At 52.5% G+C, this 21,926-nt stretch carries 22 protein-coding genes; 16 read left to right on the forward strand and 6 right to left on the reverse strand.

The features are described from left to right. Positions 1-123 precede the first annotated feature (123 nt). The 7 genes from trxA to ACVL1J_RS07325 all read left to right on the forward strand — a co-directional run bounded on the left by trxA (position 124) and on the right by ACVL1J_RS07325 (position 4,923). A complete protein-coding gene (gene trxA / locus ACVL1J_RS07295) occupies positions 124-453 on the forward strand; it encodes a thioredoxin TrxA (protein ID WP_159571900.1) in 330 nt (109 codons plus the stop codon). 122 nt (positions 454-575) lie between these two features. Next, positions 576-1,832, forward strand: a complete 1,257-nt coding sequence (rho, locus tag ACVL1J_RS07300; protein WP_008250210.1) for a transcription termination factor Rho — start codon at positions 576-578, stop codon at positions 1,830-1,832. Between the two features lie 80 nt (positions 1,833-1,912). After that, complete coding sequence (locus ACVL1J_RS07305) at positions 1,913-2,329, forward strand: polymorphic toxin type 44 domain-containing protein (protein WP_341236759.1); 417 nt, start codon at positions 1,913-1,915, stop codon at positions 2,327-2,329. A 2-nt stretch (positions 2,330-2,331) separates the two neighbouring features. Beyond that, positions 2,332-2,892: a hypothetical protein gene (locus ACVL1J_RS07310; RefSeq protein ID WP_341236758.1), complete on the forward strand. Its 561-nt coding sequence runs from the start codon at positions 2,332-2,334 to the stop codon at positions 2,890-2,892. Positions 2,893-2,948: 56 nt separating this feature from the next. Beyond that, positions 2,949-3,542 (forward strand): LemA family protein, encoded by a 594-nt coding sequence (locus ACVL1J_RS07315; protein ID WP_341236757.1) that lies wholly within the window; start codon positions 2,949-2,951, stop codon positions 3,540-3,542. Then, positions 3,542-4,420 (forward strand): TPM domain-containing protein, encoded by an 879-nt coding sequence (locus tag ACVL1J_RS07320; RefSeq protein ID WP_341236756.1) that lies wholly within the window; start codon positions 3,542-3,544, stop codon positions 4,418-4,420. Before ACVL1J_RS07315 ends, ACVL1J_RS07320 begins: the two co-directional genes overlap by 1 nt. A gap of 2 nt (positions 4,421-4,422) precedes the next feature. Beyond that, on the forward strand, positions 4,423-4,923 hold the full coding sequence (locus tag ACVL1J_RS07325) for a TPM domain-containing protein (protein WP_341236755.1): 501 nt from the start codon (positions 4,423-4,425) through the stop codon (positions 4,921-4,923). Between the two features lie 12 nt (positions 4,924-4,935). On the opposite strand, the gene ACVL1J_RS07330 is transcribed toward ACVL1J_RS07325, so the two are convergent. Both ACVL1J_RS07330 and ACVL1J_RS07335 read right to left on the reverse strand, forming a co-directional pair. Then, positions 4,936-6,012, reverse strand: coding sequence for a putative solute-binding protein (locus tag ACVL1J_RS07330; protein ID WP_491665232.1), 1,077 nt, complete (start codon positions 6,010-6,012; stop codon positions 4,936-4,938). Then, positions 6,012-6,530 (reverse strand): SRPBCC family protein, encoded by a 519-nt coding sequence (locus ACVL1J_RS07335; protein WP_159568803.1) that lies wholly within the window; start codon positions 6,528-6,530, stop codon positions 6,012-6,014. Before ACVL1J_RS07335 ends, ACVL1J_RS07330 begins: the two co-directional genes overlap by 1 nt. Positions 6,531-6,562: 32 nt before the next feature. On the opposite strand from ACVL1J_RS07335, the gene ACVL1J_RS07340 reads away from it, so the two are divergent. Further along, complete coding sequence (locus tag ACVL1J_RS07340; RefSeq protein ID WP_341236753.1) at positions 6,563-7,024, forward strand: YkvA family protein; 462 nt, start codon at positions 6,563-6,565, stop codon at positions 7,022-7,024. 119 nt (positions 7,025-7,143) lie between these two features. On the opposite strand, the gene ACVL1J_RS07345 is transcribed toward ACVL1J_RS07340, so the two are convergent. Both ACVL1J_RS07345 and ACVL1J_RS07350 read right to left on the reverse strand, forming a co-directional pair. Then, positions 7,144-8,949 (reverse strand): sodium:solute symporter family protein, encoded by a 1,806-nt coding sequence (locus tag ACVL1J_RS07345; RefSeq protein WP_341236752.1) that lies wholly within the window; start codon positions 8,947-8,949, stop codon positions 7,144-7,146. Positions 8,950-8,960: 11 nt separating this feature from the next. Beyond that, positions 8,961-9,221 (reverse strand): DUF4212 domain-containing protein, encoded by a 261-nt coding sequence (locus tag ACVL1J_RS07350; protein WP_159568806.1) that lies wholly within the window; start codon positions 9,219-9,221, stop codon positions 8,961-8,963. A 306-nt stretch (positions 9,222-9,527) separates the two neighbouring features. On the opposite strand from ACVL1J_RS07350, the gene ACVL1J_RS07355 reads away from it, so the two are divergent. Together ACVL1J_RS07355 and ACVL1J_RS07360 are read left to right on the forward strand one after the other, a co-directional pair. Then, entirely contained in the window at positions 9,528-12,347 is a 2,820-nt protein-coding gene (locus tag ACVL1J_RS07355; protein ID WP_491665233.1) for a methyl-accepting chemotaxis protein, read from the forward strand. After that, positions 12,344-13,924: a chemotaxis protein CheW gene (locus ACVL1J_RS07360; protein ID WP_341236750.1), complete on the forward strand. Its 1,581-nt coding sequence runs from the start codon at positions 12,344-12,346 to the stop codon at positions 13,922-13,924. The genes ACVL1J_RS07355 and ACVL1J_RS07360 overlap by 4 nt, the downstream gene beginning before the upstream one ends. Here ACVL1J_RS07360 and tgt read toward each other — a convergent pair. After that, a complete protein-coding gene (gene tgt / locus ACVL1J_RS07365; protein ID WP_341236749.1) occupies positions 13,863-15,014 on the reverse strand; it encodes a tRNA guanosine(34) transglycosylase Tgt in 1,152 nt (383 codons plus the stop codon). The two genes, ACVL1J_RS07360 and tgt, sit on opposite strands and share 62 nt — an antisense overlap. Positions 15,015-15,154: 140 nt before the next feature. Between tgt and ACVL1J_RS07370 the strand changes: the two genes are divergently transcribed. Then, positions 15,155-15,679, forward strand: coding sequence for a flavin reductase family protein (locus tag ACVL1J_RS07370; RefSeq protein ID WP_159568809.1), 525 nt, complete (start codon positions 15,155-15,157; stop codon positions 15,677-15,679). A 511-nt stretch (positions 15,680-16,190) separates the two neighbouring features. Here ACVL1J_RS07370 and ACVL1J_RS07375 read toward each other — a convergent pair. Next, positions 16,191-17,090, reverse strand: coding sequence for a DMT family transporter (locus ACVL1J_RS07375; RefSeq protein WP_341238199.1), 900 nt, complete (start codon positions 17,088-17,090; stop codon positions 16,191-16,193). A 117-nt stretch (positions 17,091-17,207) separates the two neighbouring features. Between ACVL1J_RS07375 and pyrF the strand changes: the two genes are divergently transcribed. The 5 genes from pyrF (at position 17,208) to ybeY (ending at position 21,861) form a co-directional block, all read left to right on the forward strand. Continuing rightward, positions 17,208-18,068: an orotidine-5'-phosphate decarboxylase gene (gene pyrF, locus ACVL1J_RS07380; RefSeq protein WP_491665234.1), complete on the forward strand. Its 861-nt coding sequence runs from the start codon at positions 17,208-17,210 to the stop codon at positions 18,066-18,068. A gap of 74 nt (positions 18,069-18,142) precedes the next feature. Then, positions 18,143-18,847, forward strand: coding sequence for a response regulator (locus ACVL1J_RS07385; RefSeq protein ID WP_159568812.1), 705 nt, complete (start codon positions 18,143-18,145; stop codon positions 18,845-18,847). 13 nt (positions 18,848-18,860) lie between these two features. Further along, on the forward strand, positions 18,861-20,318 hold the full coding sequence (locus ACVL1J_RS07390) for a sensor histidine kinase (protein WP_159568813.1): 1,458 nt from the start codon (positions 18,861-18,863) through the stop codon (positions 20,316-20,318). 39 nt (positions 20,319-20,357) lie between these two features. After that, complete coding sequence (locus ACVL1J_RS07395; RefSeq protein ID WP_394672937.1) at positions 20,358-21,374, forward strand: PhoH family protein; 1,017 nt, start codon at positions 20,358-20,360, stop codon at positions 21,372-21,374. Then, positions 21,364-21,861 carry an rRNA maturation RNase YbeY gene (gene ybeY, locus ACVL1J_RS07400; protein WP_341238202.1) on the forward strand — a complete coding sequence of 166 codons (498 nt, stop codon included), beginning with the start codon at positions 21,364-21,366 and terminating at the stop codon, positions 21,859-21,861. The genes ACVL1J_RS07395 and ybeY overlap by 11 nt, the downstream gene beginning before the upstream one ends. The last annotated feature ends 65 nt before the right edge of the window (positions 21,862-21,926 follow it).

Consider the following 21,926-nt stretch of genomic DNA (forward strand, 5'->3'; position numbering starts at 1 on the left):
TCGCTGTACCATTCAGAATAGCATTTTCTTAAATGAAGAACTTTCATGGTCTGCGCGTGTGCTTTAATCACCCGGACACGCTTTGTGAACACCCCCAAAGCAATTACCCACTTGAGGATTTAAATGAGCAGTGACCTGATCAAACACGTCAGTGACGCATCTTTCGACAGCGATGTTTTGAGTACCGACGGCCCCGTGCTGGTGGATTACTGGGCTGAATGGTGTGGTCCTTGCAAAATGATTGCGCCCATTCTTGATGACCTGTCTTCGGAATACCAGGGCAAGTTGCAAATCGCCAAGCTGAATGTGGACGAGAATTCAGAAACACCCGCCAAATACGGCATTCGCGGCATTCCAACCTTGATGTTGTTCAAGAATGGTGCAGTGGTAGCCACGAAAGTAGGCGCCTTGTCCAAATCCCAGTTGGCCGCTTTCATCGACAGTCACCTGTAATACAATATTGTTTAAACCGCCCGGCGTGTGCCGGGCTTGAAAACCCCTCACCGCAGCAAAACTCCCACCCTTTGTCAACCTGTTTACCTCGCGGCGTTCGCCACCTACACAAATAGCCAAACATGTATCTATCTGAACTAAAAACGCAACACGTCTCTGCCCTGCTTGAAGTGGCTGGTGGCCTTGAAATTGAAAACGCCAACCGCATGCGCAAACAGGAATTGATGTTCGCCATTCTGAAAAAACGCGCCAAAAACGGCGAGCAAATTTTCGGCGACGGCGTGCTAGAAGTGCTGCCTGACGGCTTCGGCTTCCTGCGCTCACCTGAAACATCTTACCTGGCCAGCCCGGACGACATTTATATTTCGCCCAGCCAGATTCGCCGCTTCAACCTGCACACAGGTGACAGCATTGAAGGCGAGGTTCGCACCCCCAAAGACGGCGAACGTTACTTTGCGCTGGTGAAAGTGGACAAGGTCAACGGCGAAGCGCCCGAGGCCAGCAAGCACAAAATTCTGTTTGAAAACCTGACTCCATTGCACCCGAACCAGCCCCTGAAGCTGGAACGCGACATGCGGGGCGAGGAAAACAACACTGGCCGTATCATCGACCTGGTGGCGCCAATCGGAAAAGGCCAGCGTGGCCTGCTGGTGGCACCGCCCAAGTCGGGTAAAACAGTCATGTTGCAGCATATTGCACATGCCATTACCGCCAACCACCCCGACATCACTTTGATCGTTTTGCTGATCGACGAGCGTCCCGAAGAAGTAACAGAAATGATGCGCTCAGTGCGCGGCGAAGTAATTGCCTCGACATTCGATGAACCAGCAACCCGCCACGTGCAGGTTGCGGAAATGGTGATCGAGAAGGCCAAACGCTTGGTTGAACACAAGCGCGACGTGGTCATTTTGCTCGACTCGATTACACGCCTGGCCCGTGCGTACAACACCGTGGTACCTTCTTCCGGCAAGGTATTGACCGGTGGTGTAGACGCCAACGCCCTGCACCGCCCCAAGCGTTTCTTCGGCGCTGCCCGTAACATTGAGGAAGGTGGATCACTGACCATTATTGCCACTGCACTGGTTGACACCGGCAGCCGCATGGATGAAGTGATTTACGAAGAATTCAAGGGCACCGGCAACATGGAAATTCACATGGAACGCCGCATGGCGGAAAAACGTGTGTACCCAGCCATCAACATCAACCGTTCTTCCACACGTCGCGAAGAACTGCTGATCAAGCCCGATTTGCTGCAAAAGATTTGGGTGTTGCGCCGCTTGCTGCACGACATGGACGAAATCGCTGCAATGGAATTCTTGATGGACAAGATTCGCCAGACCAAGAACAACGCAGAGTTTTTCGAGATGATGAAGAAGTAATCCGCTTTGAAGTGAGGCGAGGTGAAGTTTGTCACCTCGCCAACTTATTCAATAACATCTGGTATTTTGGATAATCCAAAATGTCCAACGACCAGACCTGCTTGACCGACAATGTTGCTGTTGGTACCCCCTGTCCCCCTCCAAATGTGTTCATCGAAATGAATATGCGATACGCAGCAAAGCGTGTTGGCGCAATTCTTTCACCTTCCGACTTATTGTGGTTTTACAATCAGGTCAGAAACAAAGGTCCTTGGGATTTCAAGCAAAAAGGCCCTCAGTATGCCGACTTTGGTAACTTCCATTACGGCGCAATCGGTTATGCAATTGGTATACCTGAGCAAGTGTTGCTAAGAGCGGCTGGCTGGGCTCAAAGTAGAGCGGGAACCACACTCAATTCCTTTGGTGATTGGACTGACGATGCGCCGTATGGCGACGACCCAAGAGATCAAATACAGATTCTCAACGGAATCGACTTCGCTAAACGAAAAGGATACTGAGGATGAAATACTTGACGTATTTGACCTTCTTTGCAATTGTCGGCTGCCAACCCACGCCCTCCGAATTGATGAGGCTTTCAAGCACAGCAAACTCGGAAAGTAATCTTGCAGCCACATGGAGTGAAACCAGCGAAGGTGCGACCACCGACTTCGTGTACCGCCTGCACACTCACATCAACAGTTCACACCCTGAACTCGAAAAGAATAAAGAAATTCTGAGAACAAACAGCATTGTGGATACAACACTTGTATGGCAATCAAGGCAACTCTTAAAAATTACCTGCTTACGTGGAGATGTCTATTTTTGGATCAATAGAAGCATCATAGACGGCCAAGATATTCGAATTGAACTCGATAGCCAATGCTCTGAACCTGTGCGCGATCAATGGATCTATATTGAACCTGGCACCGGGACAGATAACCTTCCTGAAGTTATTCTTGCAGACCCACGCGTGCAGAAAAGCTTAAGTGCGGGAAATAACGCCTTAAACCCAAACACTGCGTTGCGCGTTCTTTATAACAATGAAAAAACAAAAGAGGTCATAGAAATTCATCAGGACTAGCCCTAGAACCTCAATTCACTGCACAATCAGGCTAGCCACCCACTAGGAGCGTTCACATGAATCGCGTTTTCTCTCTATTCACTTTAATGTTCGCACTGCTACTCAGCGGCTGCGGTTACAACACCATTCAAAGCAACGATGAACAAGTCAAAGCGGCTTGGGCTGAAGTGTTGAACCAATACCAGCGCCGCGCCGACCTGGTACCCAATCTGGTGAATGTGGTGAAAGCCGAGGCAAATTTCGAACAGGAAACACTGACACAGGTCGTGGAGGCACGCTCAAAAGCCACGTCCATTCAAGCCACTCCTGAATTGATCAACGACCCGGAAGCATTCAACAAATTCCAGCAGGCGCAAGGTGAACTCAGCGGTGCGTTGTCGCGCTTGTTGCTGATTACCGAGAACTACCCCAACCTGAAGGCCAATCAGGGCTTTCGGGATTTGCAAACACAGCTTGAGGGCACTGAGAACCGAATTACGGTGGCTCGCAACCGCTACATTAAATCCGTTCAGGAATACAACATCACCGTGCGCTCATTCCCCAACAACCTCACCGCGATGGTGATGGGTTATGCAGTAAAACCAAGCTTCACTGTTGAAAACGAAGCCGCTATTTCGAAGCCGCCCACTGTGGACTTCGGTACCAAGTGATGGTCGCTGTGAGCGATGCAATTGACCGGTTTTGGCTTTGTGGCTTGTTGGCGCTGGCACTCATTCCAGTGCCAGGCCTGCTGTGGGCACAAGAAGTACCAGTACCCCCATTAAGCGCTCAGGTGGTGGACACCACGGGTACCTTAAGCAGCGAGCAGCAAAGCGCACTGATTCAAAAACTACAGGCATTTGAAGCCAGCAAGGGCAGCCAGATTGCCGTGCTGCTGGTACCAACAACACAACCTGAAACGATTGAGCAATACGCCTTGCGTGTGGCCGAGAGTTGGAAAATTGGCCGCGAGAATATTGATGATGGGGCTATTTTGGTGGTGGCCCTGCAAGACCGGGCACTGCGTATTGAGGTGGGCTACGGGCTTGAAGGTGTGCTCACCGATCTCACGTCAAAACGCATTATTGACGAAATCATTGTTCCGCAATTTCGACAGGGCGACTTCGCGGGCGGCGTAACGGCTGGCGTAGACCAAATAATCAAGGTCATCGAAGGCGAGCCCTTGCCCGCCCCCGCTACCACTGGCACAACGAGTTCCTCCAGTACCATTGAAGACATTGCACCACTTCTGTTCATGGGAACACTTTTCATTGGTGGATTTTTACGCAAGGCCGTTGGAAAACTGCCTGCTGCCTTGGCCACCGGTGGATTGGTATTTGTGGTGGCCTGGCTGTTTGCGGGTGCTGTTATTTTTGCCGTGCTTGCCGCTGTGGTGGCAGCACTGCTGACATTGTTTGGTAATTCCGTGGGCGGCATTGGCGGCGGGCGTGGTGGATTCGGCCGTGGCGGTGGTGGCTTTGGCGGGGGCGGAGGCTTCGGTGGTGGTGGCGGCGGTTTTGGAGGCGGTGGTGCCTCGGGAAGGTGGTAAGCATGGGCATTGAACGCATTCTGAAACACCTGATGACAGCCGAGCGCCATGTGCGGCAAATTTTCTCGCCCATGCACCTGGAGCGCATTGCACAAACCATCAAGGCCAGTGAAACGCGGCACTCTGGGGAAATTCGATTTGCAGTGGAAAGTTCGATAGAACTTCAACCACTGTTACAAGGGCAAACACCTCGCCAACGCGCAATCGAGGTGTTCAGTGAATTGCACGTGTGGGATACGGAACTCAACAACGGCGTACTGATATACGTGTTGCTGGCGGACCATGCCATTGAAATTGTGGCGGACCGGGGTATTCATACCCAAGTGGGTACCCAGTACTGGGAAGAATTGTGCCGCACGATTCAATCTGAATTCGCCCAAGGGCATTACGCGGAAGGCGCACTGCGCGGCATTCAAGCCGTGAGCGAGAAATTGATTGAACACTTTCCACACGAAGGGGGTGGCAAGAACGAGCTTCCCGACACCCCAGTGGTAATTGGCTAATACAACACCCGATTACATGGGCTGTATGGGGCAACTCTTGGGCACGGTATAGCCCTCAGGCAAACTGCATTCCGAGGCCTTGCCATCCAGTGAGCAACGCACTTTTTTGAGCAAACGCAAGGCGCATCCATCGTACACGCCGTCTTTGCTCAAGCTGATGCGGGCTTCGCGCATCATGGTGGTGTATTCCAGCTTGTCGGCATCCGTCATTTTCAACCAGGCTTTGTCAGGAATCTGCCGATCGATTTTTTTAACAGCATTCAATGCCTTGGGCATTTCCTGGGCCACAAAGGCACGTAACTTTTGGCCTGAACCCGGCTGAAACTTGGACTTACGCAAAATGATTTGGTAAGTCACCATGGCCACGGGCAACTGAATGATTGCACCCTTCTTGCCCAGGCCTTTGTACAGCTCCAAGGGGGAATAGGCAATGGAAGGCGCCACGATAATGTCCACGGCACCGTTGTTGAACATCGACCCATAATTGGATACATCCGCAGCAATGGGCTGCGCGCCCACCTGCTCTATTAGCCGGCGTTGCGATTCGTCATGCGACAAAGCCGCCACACGCTTGCCTGCCGCTTTGGCCAATGAATTAATTTCACGGTCGCGCACAAACACATACGCCGTACCAAAGGGCAATACCCCGCCCACTTCAAAATCACTTTGCTGCATTACGGGTTGCAACTGTGGGCTGCCCATCGACTTTAAGGCCAACAGCACGGCATCATAATTTGGCAAACCACCCACGGCATCCAGGCTACCTGTGAAGCTGTTGTGCTTGCGCGTGCGAATTCCGGTTGCTACCAAGCCATCGCACACACCAATTTCAAAATCTTTCGTTGCAATCGACTCATTCGTGTACACCACGGGCTTGAAGCCGTAGCCGTTTTTTCGGCCTTCCAGTGCATATTCTTGCGCCAAATTAAATATGGGTCCTTTAGCACCCAATAAATCAAACACGCAAATGCTGGGTTCGTGGCCACTTACTGTTTGCGCGCGTGCAGTGGTTTGAAAGCCCAAAAAAACCAGCATCATCAAACTGAAAACGGCCGCAATGCGCAGACCGTTCTTAAAACATGGATTCATCATTTTTTTCCTGCCTGCAAGGTGCGAAGCGTAATGATTTGCGTCAGATTGATCAGTGTTTTGCTCATCATCCGGTGCCAAATCAAGTCGACTATCACTGCCTTGAATACGAGTCGCTTGGGCCCAATGCCCAAGCCGGGTTTTAAATAAAACAGATAGCGCCAGGTCACCAGGGTGCCGTCGCCGTCCTTCTCAAATTCAAATGAGCCTTTTGCATGGTCAAGCCAGTTCAGCAAAGGCTGGCTAAAACCGGTTCCTTTGTAAACAAACTGCCGATTCGGAACAAAGGCCAACACTTCTTCGTCAATCACAGCGCCACCCTTGAAGGTAATTCGCTGAATATCACCCACTTCATTGAACGATTTGCCCAGAATCATTTCTATACGGGTAATGGGCGCAATTAATGCGTCACTGTGAATATATTCATCCGCTTTCAAACGGGTGTACAAAGCAAAACAGTCCGCCAAAGGCACAGGGATTCGGCATGAACGCTGGATCATCAAGGGTGCTTGGGTCACAATGTTTCCTCTTTTATAGTTGAGTGCTGTGTATGTTTTTTACTCGTTTTTTTCCAGTTCTTACCAAGCTCAAAGCGCTTAAGACCCATAGCCGCATGTTGTGGCATGCTTTTCGGCATGCCGACACGCCCAAATGGATCAAGGGTTTCATGCTGGCTGTGGTGGTATACCTGTTCAGTCCAATCGACATGATTCCCGATTTTCTGGTGCTCTTTGGCATCACCGACGATTTGATCGTGATTAGCGCAGCCATGTGGTTTTTAGGCAAAGTGGTCCCGGAAAAGGTCAAAAACAGCATGCCTGTAGAACAAAGCAAGACGCAGCCTACGCAACAAAACACCGCGAAAGCATCCACTAATTTGCCTGCGACACCCGCTAAAACAAGCCCACTGAAGCCTTTCGGAATTATTCTGCTGCTGGGTTTACTCATTGCCGCTTTGGCCAGCCACCCTTGGGTACATGCGCAGCTTGGAAGCATTGGAGCATTTTTTTGAGAGTGGAAGTAACAGTTTTACTCTAGAACAATAAAAAAGCCCGGTGATTTCTCACCGGGCTTTCAAGCTTCTCAAGCCCTGCCTTTCAATGAAGGCAGTGATTATTGTTGAACAGTCAATCAGTGACCAGTTGCAACGCCTGCACCACGCGGGGTACGTACGTCTTCAACCAAGTGCTGAATGTGCTCTGGGGGTGGTGCTGTTACCTTGCTGACCAGGTAGGCCACGATAAAGTTAACAATCGCGCCCACGGTACCGAAGGCTTCAGGCGTAATGCCGAAGAAGCCGTTGGCGCCGCCCACCAAGTGCAGGTACTCAGTACCGTTGACAAACAAAATACCCTTGTGTGCAAACACGTAGAACAGGGTTACCGCCAAGCCACTCAACATACCCACGATTGCGCCCGCGGAGTTCATGGTCTTGGAGAAAATACCCATCATGATCACAGGGAACAAGCTTGATGCTGCAATACCGAAGGCCAAAGCCACAGTACCCGCCGCGAAGCCCGGTGGGTTCAAGCCCAAATAACCGGCCAGAACAATCGCGAAGGCCATGGAAATTTTACCGGCCAGCAATTCGTTCTTTTCAGAAATACTTGGATTGAACACACCCTTGATCAAGTCGTGAGACACAGCAGACGAAATCGCCAGCAACAAACCAGCAGCAGTCGACAACGCAGCAGCCAAACCACCAGCAGCCACCAAGGCGATCACCCAGTTGGGCAACAGTGCAATTTCAGGGTTGGCCAACACCATAATGTCGGCGTTCACTGTCATTTCGCTGCCTTTCCAGCCTGCTGCTTCAGCCTTGGCCAGGAATGCTTCGTTTTTGGACTTGTCGTTGTAGTACTGAATGCGACCATCACCGTTTTTGTCTTCAAACTTCAACAGGCCTGTAGTTTCCCAACGGCCCATCCAGGCTGGTTTCTTGTCGTTTTCCAAAGCTGCTTCAGGTGCAAACAAGTCGCCGCCTGTTGCCACGTTGGCGTTGACCGTTGCATGCAAGTTGTAACGGGCCATTGCGCCAACAGCAGGTGCAGTGGTGTACAAAATTGCGATGAACACCAATGCCCAACCAGCAGATGAACGCGCATCGGCCACTGTAGGTACAGTGAAGAAGCGAATGATCACGTGGGGCAGACCCGCGGTACCAATCATCAAGCTGACTGTGTAGAAGAACGTGTTCAGGTAGCTGCCGCCCGCGGGAGTCGTGGTGTACTGGTTAAAGCCCAGGTCCATCACCACTTTGTCCAAGGTAGCCAGCATGGGTTGGCTGTTGGCCAGCATGTCGGAACCCAGACCCAGTTGAGGCAATGGATTGCCTGTCAGGTTCAAGGAAATGAAGATGGCAGGAATGGTGTAAGCCATGATCAACACGCAGTACTGTGCGATCTGCGTGTAGGTAATGCCCTTCATACCGCCAAACACAGCGTACATGAACACAATACCCATACCTACATAAATACCCACTTCAGCGGACACGCCCAGGAATCGGGAGAAGGCCACACCCACACCGGTCATCTGTCCAATTACGTAAGTAATGGAAGCAACCAGCAAACAGATCACAGCCACTGTGCGTGCTGTGTTGGAGTAGTAACGATCACCGATGAACTGAGGCACCGTGAACTTGCCGAACTTGCGCAGGTACGGAGCCAGCAACATCGCCAGCAACACATAACCGCCGGTCCAGCCCATCAGGAATACGGAACCGCCGTAACCCATGTTGGCAATCAAACCGGCCATGGAAATGAACGAAGCAGCTGACATCCAGTCCGCTGCAGTCGCCATACCGTTGGCTACGGGGTGTACACCACCACCGGCCACATAAAATTCACCCGTGCTACCTGCACGAGCCCAAAACGCAATACCGAGGTACAGCGCAAAACTCAAACCCACGATCACGTAGGTGATTGTTTGCAAATCCATCAGCAATCTCCTTAGTTTTCGTGAACGTCGTGTTCGCGGTCAATCTGACCCATTTTCTTCGCGTAGTAGAAAATGAGAATAATGAACGTGTAGATAGAACCTTGTTGTGCAAACCAGAAGCCCAGTGGGTAACCACCAATGCTGAATTGATTGAGTTGCTCAACAAACAGAATGCCGGCGCCGTAAGAGACCAAAAACCACACGATCATGATTTTGGTCAACAGGCCGATTGTCGCTTTCCAGTAGGCATCACCGCCCTTTGGGTTGCTCATCGCTTGTCTCCTTTTTAAGGTTGTTGTTAACCGCAGGCACGGAATACGAAGTCACATCCCTCCCGAGCCTAGGCTTGCGAACGAGTATCAAAGCGAAAACTTACGCCAAACTGAAAGCCTGTCAGATAGGCAATCAAACCCATCCCCCCTGCATTACCCCCCTACCCAAATGTGCGATTCACAACAGCGGAAAAACTTCAATTGAACTGTGATTACCTGTTTTATCGGGTGATTGACCCAGCCAAGGCCCCACACAATGGTGTTTACCCCAATCGAGCCAACCCATTCTGATCAGCAAGGCAAACCATGACCCACAATACAGAGCAGACGCACAATCACCGTACTCATCTGTTCAATGCTTTGGCCAAGAGTCAAGCCTGCATTGAATTCGACCTGGACGGCAATGTTCTGTATGCCAACGAGAACTTTCTGAATGTTTTTGGCTACGCGCAAGAGGATGTACTGGGCAAGCACCACAGCCTGTTTTGCACTGCTGACACCGCTGAATCAGACGAATACCGACAATTTTGGGATAAATTGCGCGAGGGTACATTTCAAAGCGGCGAGTTTTTGCGACTGGATTCACAGGGCCAGGAGGTGTATATCCAGGCCAGCTACAACCCGGTACGGGACGACGACGGCAATTTGGTGTCGGTGATCAAGATTGCAAGCAACATTACAGAGGCCAAGAGCAAGTCACTTGAAAATGAAGGCAAAGTGGCTGCCATCGACAAAACCCAGGCGGTGATCGAATTTGACACCAGCGGCCGCATTCTGGCGGCCAACGACAATTTCCTGAACACCATGGGCTATCGCCTGCAGGAAATTGTGGGGCAACACCACCGCCAGTTTTGCGAAAAAAATTATGCAGAATCGGAGGAATACAGCAATTTCTGGAAAGACCTGGCTGCGGGCGAGTTCAAGTCTGGCGAATTCATGCGCGTGAACCGACAAGGCCGCCCTGTGTGGTTGCAAGCCACCTATACGCCCATTCTTGGCGTGAATGGCAAGCCGGTGAAAGTGGTTAAATTTGCAAGCGATATCACGGCCGCAAAAATCAAGGCCATTGAAGACGATGGCAAAGTCAGCGCCATGAACCGTTCACAAGGCATTATTGAATTTGACCTGGGTGGCAACATTTTGAATGCCAACGAGAATTTCCTGAGCTTGACCGGCTATTCGCTAGACGACATTGTGGGGCAACACCACAGCATGTTTGTCGACAAAGAAGAAAGCAGTGGCGGCGCCTACCGCGCTTTTTGGCGCAAGCTGGGGCAAGGCGAATTCGATTCGGGAGAATACCTGCGCGTGGGCAACCATGGCAAAAGAATCTGGATTCAAGCCAGCTACAACCCGATTCTTGACCTGGAAGGCAACCCCGTCAAAATCGTCAAGTTTTGCAGCGACATCACCGAATCCAAATTGCACGCAATTGAAACCCAGGCACGCATGGACTCTGTGTCCAGCACCAGTTGCATTCTTGAATTAAATGCCGAAGGGAAAATTCTTAGCAGCAATGAGTTGATACAGAAATCACTGGGTTACAGCCAAACAGACCTGGCCGACAAGTCGGAAGGCTTTTTGATGTTCGATGAAGAGCGCAACGACAGTAGCCACTTCAAGATCTGGAATGACCTGCGGGAAGGCAAGAACTTGGCTGGCGAATTCAGGTACAAGGGCGTGGGTGGAAAAGAGATTTGGCTTTCAGGTACCCGCAGCCCGGTGATTGGCTTGGACGGAAAATTGATCAAAGTGGTGCTGATGATCCACGACATCACCGAATCCAAACTGTCGCGACTGGATGCAGAAGGCAAACTGGGCGCAATTGATCGTTCGCAGGCCGTGATTGAATTCGACATGCAGGGCAAGGTGCTGTCAGCCAATGCCAACTTCCTGAATCTGATGGGTTACTCGGCTGAAGAAATCACGGGCCGCCACCACCGCATGTTTGTGGATGCCGCCTATGCAGCCACACCGCAGTACCAGGCCTTTTGGGAAAGCCTGGGCCGCGGTCAGTTTGAATCGGGAGAATACAAACGTGTGGCCAAGGGTGAGCGTGAGGTGTGGATTCAAGCCACCTACAACCCGATTTACGACCCACGCGGCAACCTGGTCAAAGTGGTGAAGTTTGCCAGCGACGTGACCAACAGCAAACTGAAAAACTCGGAATTTGAAGCCAAGGTAGAAGCGATCAATTTGGGTCAAGCCGTGATTGAATTTGACCTGGACGGCCATGTGCTCAATGCCAACCGCAACTTCCTGAACGCGATGGGCTATACCTCGCGAGAAATTCAAGGCCAGCACCACAGCATTTTCTGCACGCTGGAATACACACAAAGCGAAGAGTACCGCGACTTCTGGTTGAAACTGAACGAAGGAAAATTCGTCAGCGGTCGCTTTCACCGCGTGGGCAAGTTCAATCGGGATGTGTGGATTCAAGCCACCTACAACCCCATTCTGGATTTGAATGGCAACGTGGTCAAAGTAGTGAAGTACGCTTACGACGTAACGAAAGAAGTGATGTTGGAACAGGGTATCAACAAAAAGTCGGGCGAAATGCGGGAACGGGTTTCCAAACTAGTGGAAAGCATTACCGACATTTCCGGCAACTCGGCCACGGCCACTCAACTGGCACAAAAGGGCCTTGACGCGGCGAACCTGGGCAGCAGGGAATTGAAAAGATCCATTGCTGCAATCCATGCCATTCAGAACAGCTCCAGCAAGGTTTCCGAAATTGTGCGGGTCATTGGCGACATTGCGAACCAAACCAACTTGCTCGCATTCAACGCTGCCATTGAAGCTGCACGCGCCGGGCAACACGGCGTTGGGTTTTCAGTGGTGGCCGCCGAAGTGCGCAAGCTGGCTGAAAGCAGCTCAAGCGCTGCACGCGAGATCGCCACTCTGATTGAGGAATCGGTTGCGCAGGTTGAGGAAGGCGTAGAGGTAAGCCAGAACGCAGCACAAAGCTTTGACGGCATTTTGAGCAGCGTGACCGAGACCGGTGAAAGCGTGAAGCAAATTACCAGTTCAGCAGAACAGCAACGCGAGTTGGCCATTGCCGTGAACCGGCTGATTGAAGAACTGACTGGCGGACTTGAGAAACACACTGGCAGTAAAGCTGCATGAGTGATTTGAGCCAATACGAACAGGGCTTTGGTTCATTTCGAATTGGTGAAATGACCTTGGCCTTGCCCATGAAGTCGGTCAGGGAAGTGGTGCCCTTTCACCCACTCATGGCCTTGCCTTGCCCACAGCCCTGGATCAAAGGTGGCCTGAACTTGCGCGGCGTCAGCATTCCCGTACTCGATCTGGAATGCCTTTTGAACCGCCCTGGCCATGCCTATGCACCGGGCTGTATTTTGCTGATCGCCCACGAAAACAATTTGCTCGGTTTGATTGCCGACGAGGTCAAGGCCCTGTTTTTTGCAAACCCAGCCAATATGCACACGGTCAATTCCGCCGATTGTATTGGCAGCATTTTTGCTGGCAGCCTGATGAACAGCGAATTGAATCAACTGGTTCAGGTGCTTTCTACGCAAGCCTTGTTCGACTTGCCAGGTTTACCCAAAGCCAAAGACCCTGAGCCGCATCGCCAATCGCTTGAACTGCAAACATCGAATGAAGACACCGCGTTGAACACGCGAACACCGCTGATGTTGATGCAAAGCATGTCAACGCTGTTTGCGGTGAATCCCAAAGACATCGAAACCACGGTGGTCAACCCCGTGTTGCTGCCCAGTGAATACTCCGGTGGGTTTTACAAAGGCAATCTGGATTACCGGGAGCAAACCATTCCCGCAGTGGACCTGGCAAGCTATTTGGGCTTGGGCAATGCCGGTAAAACGCAATGCCCGGCGCAACAGGCGTTTGTGATTCGGGTAGCGGGTAACCCGCTTGCCTTGCTGATCGACAAAGTTCTGGACATTGTTCATGTGCCGCACAATTCAGTGATTGCATTGCCTGGCTTTGGTTTGCCCAAAGCGGCGCAACTTGAGGGGGCCTTGCCCTGTACGGTGTTTTCAAAAGAAGACCCGCATTCACAACGTGGCCCGCAGTACTTTGTGCTGTCTTGCCCGCGAATCAGCGAAGACCAGGAACTGATTGAACTGGCCGGTATTTTGGCCAAGGCCAGCGCGTCGGCCCAACTGGACGCAGCAAGTCAGCAAGGCAGGCCTGCCCACGGTTTAGACCGGTTGATGGTGTACCGTTTGGACACCGAATTTTCTACGCCAATTGAGCAAGTGCGGGAAGTACTTCCCTACCGGTCTGACATCGAAATTTTTGAGCGAAGCAACCCCATGCTCGGCATGCTGACTCACCGCGATGAATCCATTCCCGTATTTGACCTGGCTCAATGGCTGGGTGCAGCACGTCAAAGTCTGAATCATGAATCAAGTATTCTGGTGGTGAATGTGCATGGCGCAAGCGTGGGCTTTGCGGTTACTTCGCTGACAGCAATTGAAAATGCGCAGTGGGAACCCAACGTGCCTGTGTTGGGTGAGCAACGGCAACTAATGCATGGTCAATTGAAAACCACCCAGCGGCTTGCGCAAATTGGTGAAACCGATCATCAACGAATGGTCGAGGTAATCGACCTGCACCAGCAGGTGTTACTGATTCTCGACCAGTTTGGACTGGCGCCTACGGTGCCGCCTGAAGTGGCTGTGGAAGTTGTTGGGCATTCTGTGCACGCAGCGCATTGAATTCTTTCACAAACTCGTCGAAGCGGTCTTGCTCGATCGCTTCGCGCATTTCCCGCATCAATTCCAGGTAGTAGTGCAGGTTGTGCATGGTGTTAAGCTGCGCACCAAGAATTTCTTTGCTGCGATCGAGGTGATGCAAGTACGCCCGTGAGAAATTTTTGCAGGTGTAACAAGTACAGGTCGAATCGAGCGGGTTGTCATCGTTGCGAAATTTTGCGTTGCGAATGCGAATGTCGCCTGTGCGCGTAAATAGCCAACCATTGCGCGCGTTGCGGGTGGGCATCACGCAATCAAACATGTCAATGCCCTGCCCCACGGCATTCACCAAATCTTCTGGTGTGCCAACACCCATTAAATAACGGGGCTTGTTTTGGGGCAGCTTCGGCGCGGTGTGCGCCAAAATACGTTGCATGTCGTCTTTGGGTTCGCCAACAGACAAGCCACCAATTGCATAACCATCAAAGCCGATTTCTTCCAGACCTTGTAGCGAAATGTCGCGCAAGTCCTCGTACATACCGCCCTGCACAATACCAAACAAACCGTTGTTGTTATCCAGTGCATCGAATGAATCGCGAGACCGCCTGGCCCAGCGCATGGACATTTCCATGGACAGCCTTGCCTCGGTGTGGGTGGCAGGGTATGGCGTGCATTCGTCAAAAATCATGACGATGTCGGAATTCAACACCGTTTGAATTCGCATGCTTTCTTCAGGCGTAAGGAATAATTTGTCGCCGTTCACGGGGCTGCGAAAATGAACACCCTCTTCCTTGATTTTGCGCATGGCACCAAGGCTGAACACTTGAAAGCCGCCAGAATCGGTCAAAATTGGACCTTTCCAGCCCATGAACTGGTGAAGGCCTCCAAATTTTTCCATGATGTCCAGGCCCGGCCGCATCCACAAATGAAAGGTGTTACCCAGAATAATTTGCGCATTGATCTCGGTGAGGTCGCGCGGGGTCATGCCCTTCACGGTGCCATAGGTACCCACTGGCATGAAGATCGGCGTTTGAATGACGCCATGGGCTGTGGTGATTTCACCGCGTCGGGCCTTGCCCGAGGTGGTTTTGAGTTTGAAGAACAGTGCGCTCAAGGAAAATGCCTTTTTAGAATTGGCCGTATTTTAAATCATTTCAAGCACATGGGTCTGAAAACGACGATTTGAGTGCCGATTCCAGCAATTCAAGCACTTGTTTGGCACAATGGGGCCATTCGATACAAAAGAAGTACCCCATGCAATCACCTGCAAAACCCGAATTCATTCGCGCCGAGAAACGCGAAGGCGACGCCGAACTGGACGCGCATCTGTTTCGGCAAGCGCTGGCCCAGTTCGCCACTGGCATCACTATCATCACCACCAAAAATGCCGAAGGCAAATACGTGGGGGTCACTGCAAATTCTTTCAATTCCGTTTCTTTGCACCCACCTCTGGTGCTGTGGAGTTTGTCCAAAAAGGCCAGCAGCCACGACGCATTTGCTGTAGCCACGCACTACGGTGTCAGCGTGCTATCGGCAGATCAGGAAGAACTGTCGCATCACTTTTCTACCTTCAAAGGCGATCGCTTTGCCGGGCTTGAAGTGATCGAGGGGTTGGGTGGCGCACCGCTGATTCCCAATGCACTGGCTCACTTTGAATGCAAGGTGCGCAATCGCCATGACGAAGGCGACCATTTCATTATGGTGGGTGAGGTGTTGCGTTGCGATTTCCGGGAAGGCGAGGCCTTGGTGTATCGGTCGAGGAAGTACTTCCGGAACTGATCAAATTCTTGCTTGCTCGACAGCTGGTTTATTTAGCCCAACCAGCTTGGGTTCCGAGCTCTCGCCTGAAAACCTGTACTTCCCTTTTTGAGATTCACCCTGACTCACCTCGCTCGGCAAAAAGGCGGGCCGAGTCTCGGTGCCGGCCTTTGGCCGACCGTGGCGGGTGAATTCAAACGGGCAGGTTTTCTTGAAGGCGAGGCGATCGAAACACCGCCGCCGATTGGGCTGTAAATTCAGCCGCCGGTGACGCGGGGCTGAACTTGCAAGTGGTCGCACGATGACCAGTCAGAAAACTTGCCGGCTTGGCGCGCCGAGACAAACGATCGCGCCCTGGCGCGAAAGCCAAGACCCGACCGTTACTTTTGGAGGACTTGGCTTAGTGCAGGCTCAAGCAGACAAGCCGATATGCCAAGTTTTCGGGCAGCGGTGACCCTTCAAGTTCAGATCAAAAGTCGCCATTCAAGTGCTGCACAAGTAACTCACGCCGAGTTGGCAATAAACCCGCGCTTCAGCCGACTACCACCTTCTTCCGCCCTGGCACCAAAATCACAGCCATCGCACCAAGAATCAACACCAGCGCAACGAAGTCGGGCCAGTGCGGCACTTCGCCCAAAAAGAAGCTGCCAGCCATTACACCCACCACCGGAATGATCATGATGGACAAGCTCGACACGATTGGCGGCAATGATTTGGCCAGGCTAAACCAAGCCACTTGGCAAAATGCGAATACACCAAACGCGTTGTAGAAAATTGGCCACCACTGCGACCAACCCTGCGGCGCGCCCACATCGGTTCCTTCGAACCAAAACCCGGCCAAACCCATGGCCACAATGGTGGGGGGCATCATGGCATGCGTGAAGGTAAGTGCATGCAAACCGGTGGGGTAATGCCGAATCAAGGTGGTGCCCAAGCCCCAACTGGCGGCTGCAATCAACATAAGAACAACGCCCAACGGGCTGCCTGCAATTGCAGCAAATTCAGACGACAACAGCAACATGGCGGCCACCATGGCCAAAGCAAGTCCAATCCAGCCTCGCCTTCCTACGGGGTGCGCAAACATCAAACCGGTCAACACCACCCACACCGGCATGGTGTAGCCCAAAATGGCAGCACGCCCCGAGCTCAGTTCCTTCACGGCCAAAATACAAAACAGGTGCCAACCAATCATATTGGGAATGCACAGCAAGGCCAGCCTGCCCCACATTTCTCGCGGCACCTTCAGCGACACCTTCATTTGCCGGGCAACAAACCACATGGCCACCATGCCAAACACCATGCACAGGGCACGAAAATGCAAGGGTGGATACTGGGTCACCGCATATTTCATCACGGGCCAGTTCATTCCCCAAACGGCAGTAATGCCAAGGAGCAACTGGATTTGCGGTAGGGATAATTTTGCTGCAGGCACGAAAGTGAACGATCATTCAGTAAGGTGCCCCAGTGTAGTGCATCAGCCCTTGCTTGCCCCTAGGGGCTTGCCCTGATCCTGTACAATGGTGACATCTTTCAACTGTACACATGCGCAATGGCCAGCAATCGTTTTTCCGAGTTCAACACCTTTCCAGAACGCCTTGCGCACAGTTGGCAGCACAGCAATTCCATGTTGTGCGTGGGCCTTGACCCCGACATAACCCGCATGCCTCAGGGCTACGGCACAAGCCCTTCTGAAATCGAGCGCTTTTGCATGGAAATTGTGAAGGCCACGGCTGAATTTGCCTGCGCGTTCAAACCCCAAATTGCTTACTTTGCGGCCAACCGCGCCGAAGTAGCGCTAGAAAACATTCTGGCCTACGCCAATGAAGTTGCACCGCACGCCACCACCATTCTGGACGCCAAACGCGGCGACATTGGGGCCACCGCCAAGCAATACGCCATTGAGGCGTTCGAGCGCTACAAAGCCGACAGCGTAACCCTGAGCCCCTACATGGGCAGCGATTCAGTTGAGCCTTACCATGCCTATGCTGACCGCGGTCTTTTCCTGCTGTGCCGCACATCCAACCCCGGTGGCAACGACCTGCAATTTTTAAACACCGAGCACAGCGAACCGCTTTATCAAACCGTTGCCAAACTGGCGACCACCACCTGGAACCCGCACCAACAAGTGGGCCTGGTTGTGGGCGCCACCTACCCTGAAGAAATTAAAACCGTGCGCGGCATTGTGGGCGATGCACCACTGCTGGTGCCTGGCATTGGCGCACAGGGCGGCGACTTGCTGAACACCGTGAAAAACGGTTTGTGCAGCCAAGGCTGGGGCTTGTTGATCAATTCCTCTCGCGCCATCTTGTACGCCAGTCAAAAGGCCGATTTCGCCAGTGCCGCTGCACTTGAAGCCCGAAACACCCGTGACGCCATACAAGCCGCGAAAGCTGCGGCACTTTCAGGCTAAAATCAACACAACACACACCATTCGAGTTCAGGTAAAAAGAGCCACACTGGCCGGCCTGCACTGAGGAGACAGGGATGAAAATACTTCTGGCCGAAGACGACAGCTTGTTGTCTGAAGGTTTGTCGCAATCGTTGCGTCAGGCAGGTTATGCCGTGGATTGCATGTTCAAAGGCAGCGACGCCGACACAGCGCTAACCACCATGAACTACGACATTTTGATACTCGATTTGGGCTTGCCCAAAATGAGTGGGCTTGAAGTGTTGCGCCGCCTGCGGGCACGCAGCAACAACATGCCAGTATTGATACTGACAGCGGCCGATAGCGTGGAGCAACGCGTGCAAGGCCTCGATGCCGGTGCCGACGATTACATGGCCAAACCTTTCGACCTGAAAGAACTTGAAGCCCGTGTGCGAGCCCTGGCACGCCGTGGCACCGGTGGCGGAGCCAGCATTTGGAAACATGGCCCTTTGACCTTCGATCAGGTGGGACGCATTGCCTACATCAACGACGACATGCTCGACTTGTCAGCGCGTGAGGTGGGCCTGCTCGAAGTTCTGCTTCAGCGGGTAGGCCGCCTGGTCAGCAAAGAACAATTCGTCGATCACCTGTGTGAATGGGGCGAAGAAGTCAGCAACAACGCCATTGAGGTTTACATTCACCGCCTTCGCAAAAAAATTGAAGTCAACGGTGTGCGAATTGCCACCGTGCGCGGCTTGGGTTACTGCCTTGAAAAATACACCGAGAAAGAAGCCGCACCGAATGCCGATGCCAATACATAAAGCAGGTGCCTGATTGGCCTGGTACAAACGCAATCCGCTGGCCTCGGGCCAACAGCAACGGCGCTCACTGTTCGGTGAAATTCTGGACTGGATGCTGGCCCCGCTGTTGATTTTGTGGCCAATGAGCATTGGGGTCACCTACCTTGTGGCCAAATCCATCGCCAACGACCCCTTCGATCACATTCTCGACGACAAAATAACAGCCTTGGCCCAAGAGGTGGCCGCTCAGGCACCAAGCAACCAATTCAGTATTCCCAAAGAGGCCATGGAAATTTTACTGGCCGATGGCACCGACCAACTGCGTGCACAAGTATTGGGGAAAACCGGTGAGTTTTTGCTGGGCGATGAGCGCACCTTGCCAATTCCACAGCGCGAAGCCCGACAAATTGGCGTGGTTAATTTTCGGGACATTGTGGTCAATGGCGAAGACTTCCGCGCAGGCCACCTTTGGATTGAACTGCCCACCGTGGGCGAAAACCGTTTCATGCTGATACAGGTTGCGGAAACGCTGGGCAAACGCGACGGCTTGGCCAACGAAATCATCAAGGGCGTGATTCTGCCGCAGTTCGTCATTCTGCCCTTGGCCGTGTTGCTGGTGTGGTTTGGTCTGTCGCGCGGAATTGCACCATTGAACAGCTTGCTGGACATTATTCGCGCCCGCAAACCTGATGACCTGAGTGCGCTGCAAACCAAAGACACGCCCGAGGAATTGTTGCCTGTTATTACTGCGTTGAACGAACAACTGGAGCGATTGGAACAAACCATCGACACGCAAAAACGCTTTGTGGCCGATGCCGCCCACCAGTTGAAAACACCGTTGGCTGGCCTGCGCATGCAAGTTGAATTGCTGAGCGATGAAACCGACGAGGCAGCCAGGCTGCGCAGCCTGCGCCGACTGAAAGTGGGCACCGAACGATCCACCCGCCTGGTGAACCAGTTGCTGGCACTGGCCCGCACTGAAGCACCATCGGTGCTGCAATTTGAAAAACTTGATTTAACTCACATTGCGCGTACGGTGACCAGGGACTTTGTGCCCGAAGCCATGAACAAGCACATCGACCTGGGTGTGGAAGTACCCGATCACCCCGTGTACGTGAACGGCCAAACCCTGATGCTGACCGAGATGATGAAAAACCTGGTGGAAAACGCCTTGCGTTACACCCCCGAGGAAGGTTGCGTCACTGTGCGTGTCGATGACAGCCCACAGCGCGAAGCGATCGTGCTCGAGGTGGAGGACGACGGCCCCGGCATTCCTGAAAGTGAACGCAACCTGGTGTTTGACCGTTTCTATCGCGTGCTGGGCACCAGCGAGGACGGCTCGGGCCTTGGGCTGGCCATTGTGCAGGAAACCGCATTCCAGCACGACGCCAATGTAACCATTCATGACAATCCAAAATCAAACCACCCAGATCGATCGGGCACCGTAATGCGTGTCAGTTTCCCGCCGCGCTACCGGCAAATGGAAGATTGATTGCTTAAAATACAAATTCAACTTTTTTAGAAGCACCCGATGAGAGCAAAAGGCAGTGAATGGCACGCCCCTGAAGACGACAACCACAAACTGGCCAATTTGTGTGGCCCCGTGGATGCCAACCTTCGTCAAATTGAAGCCGCATTGAACGTAAAAATTGCGCGCCGCAACGGCACCTTGAATGTGGCAGGCGACAAAGAAAATGCCAAACAGGCTTTTATCCTGATCAATCACTTTTTTGAGAAAAGTGACAAGCCAGTGACCGCCGACGAAATTCAATTGGCATTGGTCGAACTGAAAAACACCAACGCCGTGGCCAGCGCCAAAAAAGAAATTCCGCTGATTGCCGGTGAAGACGAACCCGTGATCCTTAAAACCAAGAAGGGTGACCTGCAACCCCGCACCGCCCGCCAGAAGGATTATTTAAAGGCCGTGCTTGAACACGACCTGACCTTTGGCATTGGCCCTGCCGGTACCGGCAAAACTTATTTGGCTGTGGCCTGCGCAGTGGATGCGCTTGAGCGCGACAGCGTGAAACGAATCATTTTGACCCGCCCAGCGGTGGAGGCTGGCGAACGGCTGGGCTTTTTGCCAGGTGACCTGAACCAGAAAGTAGACCCCTACCTGCGCCCCTTGTACGATGCGCTGTACGACTTGGCAGGCTTTGACCGCGTGCAAAAATGGTTTGAACGCAATGTGATTGAAATTGCACCGCTGGCCTACATGCGTGGCCGCACTTTAAGCCATGCTTTCGTGATTCTGGACGAAGCCCAAAACACCACGCCCGAGCAAATGAAAATGTTTTTGACCCGAATCGGTTTTGGGAGCAAGGCAGTGATTACTGGCGACGTGACCCAAATTGACCTGCCACGCGGCCAACAAAGTGGCCTGGTTCAAACCCAGCACGTGCTGCGCAATGTCAAAGGCATTGCAATGACCTACTTCACCAGCGCGGATGTGGTGCGCCATCCACTGGTGGCCCGCATTGTTGAGGCCTACGAACGTTTCCACAACCCCGAACGAACCAACCCAGCTGACGAAATCAATGACGAGTAAAACCACCACACCGGTTGGCGTAGCCATTCAATGGGCTGTACATGCAGACCACCCACCATTTTCAGACGTGGACAACAGCCGCATTCGCCGCTGGGCCAAAGCCTGCTTCATGGACAGGGCTGAAATCACCATTCGCCTGGTGGGCGAAGAAGAAGGTCGACAACTGAACCACGATTTTCGCGGCAAAGACTACGCCACCAATGTGCTGACCTTTCCCATGGAGATGCCCGACCTGGGCCCGGATTCGGGCCTGCCCGTGTTCATGGCCGACATTGTGATATGCCCTGCCGTGGTAGAACGCGAGGCGGCTGAACAGGGTAAAAACCCAATTGATCACTTGGCCCATTTGATTGTTCACGGCTGCCTGCATGCCCAAGGCTATGTGCATGAAAGCGATAATCAGGCTGAGTTGATGGAAAACCGCGAAATCGAAATTCTAAAACGTTTCAAGATTTCAAACCCTTACGTGATATCAGGCAAAAAATAGTAGCTTTTTGCCGCCATAGGGCTTGACCACTTTTAAAAACTTGGCCATAATCGCGGTCTTCGGTT

It is taken from the genome of Limnobacter sp. G6BE5S (genome assembly GCF_058448965.1).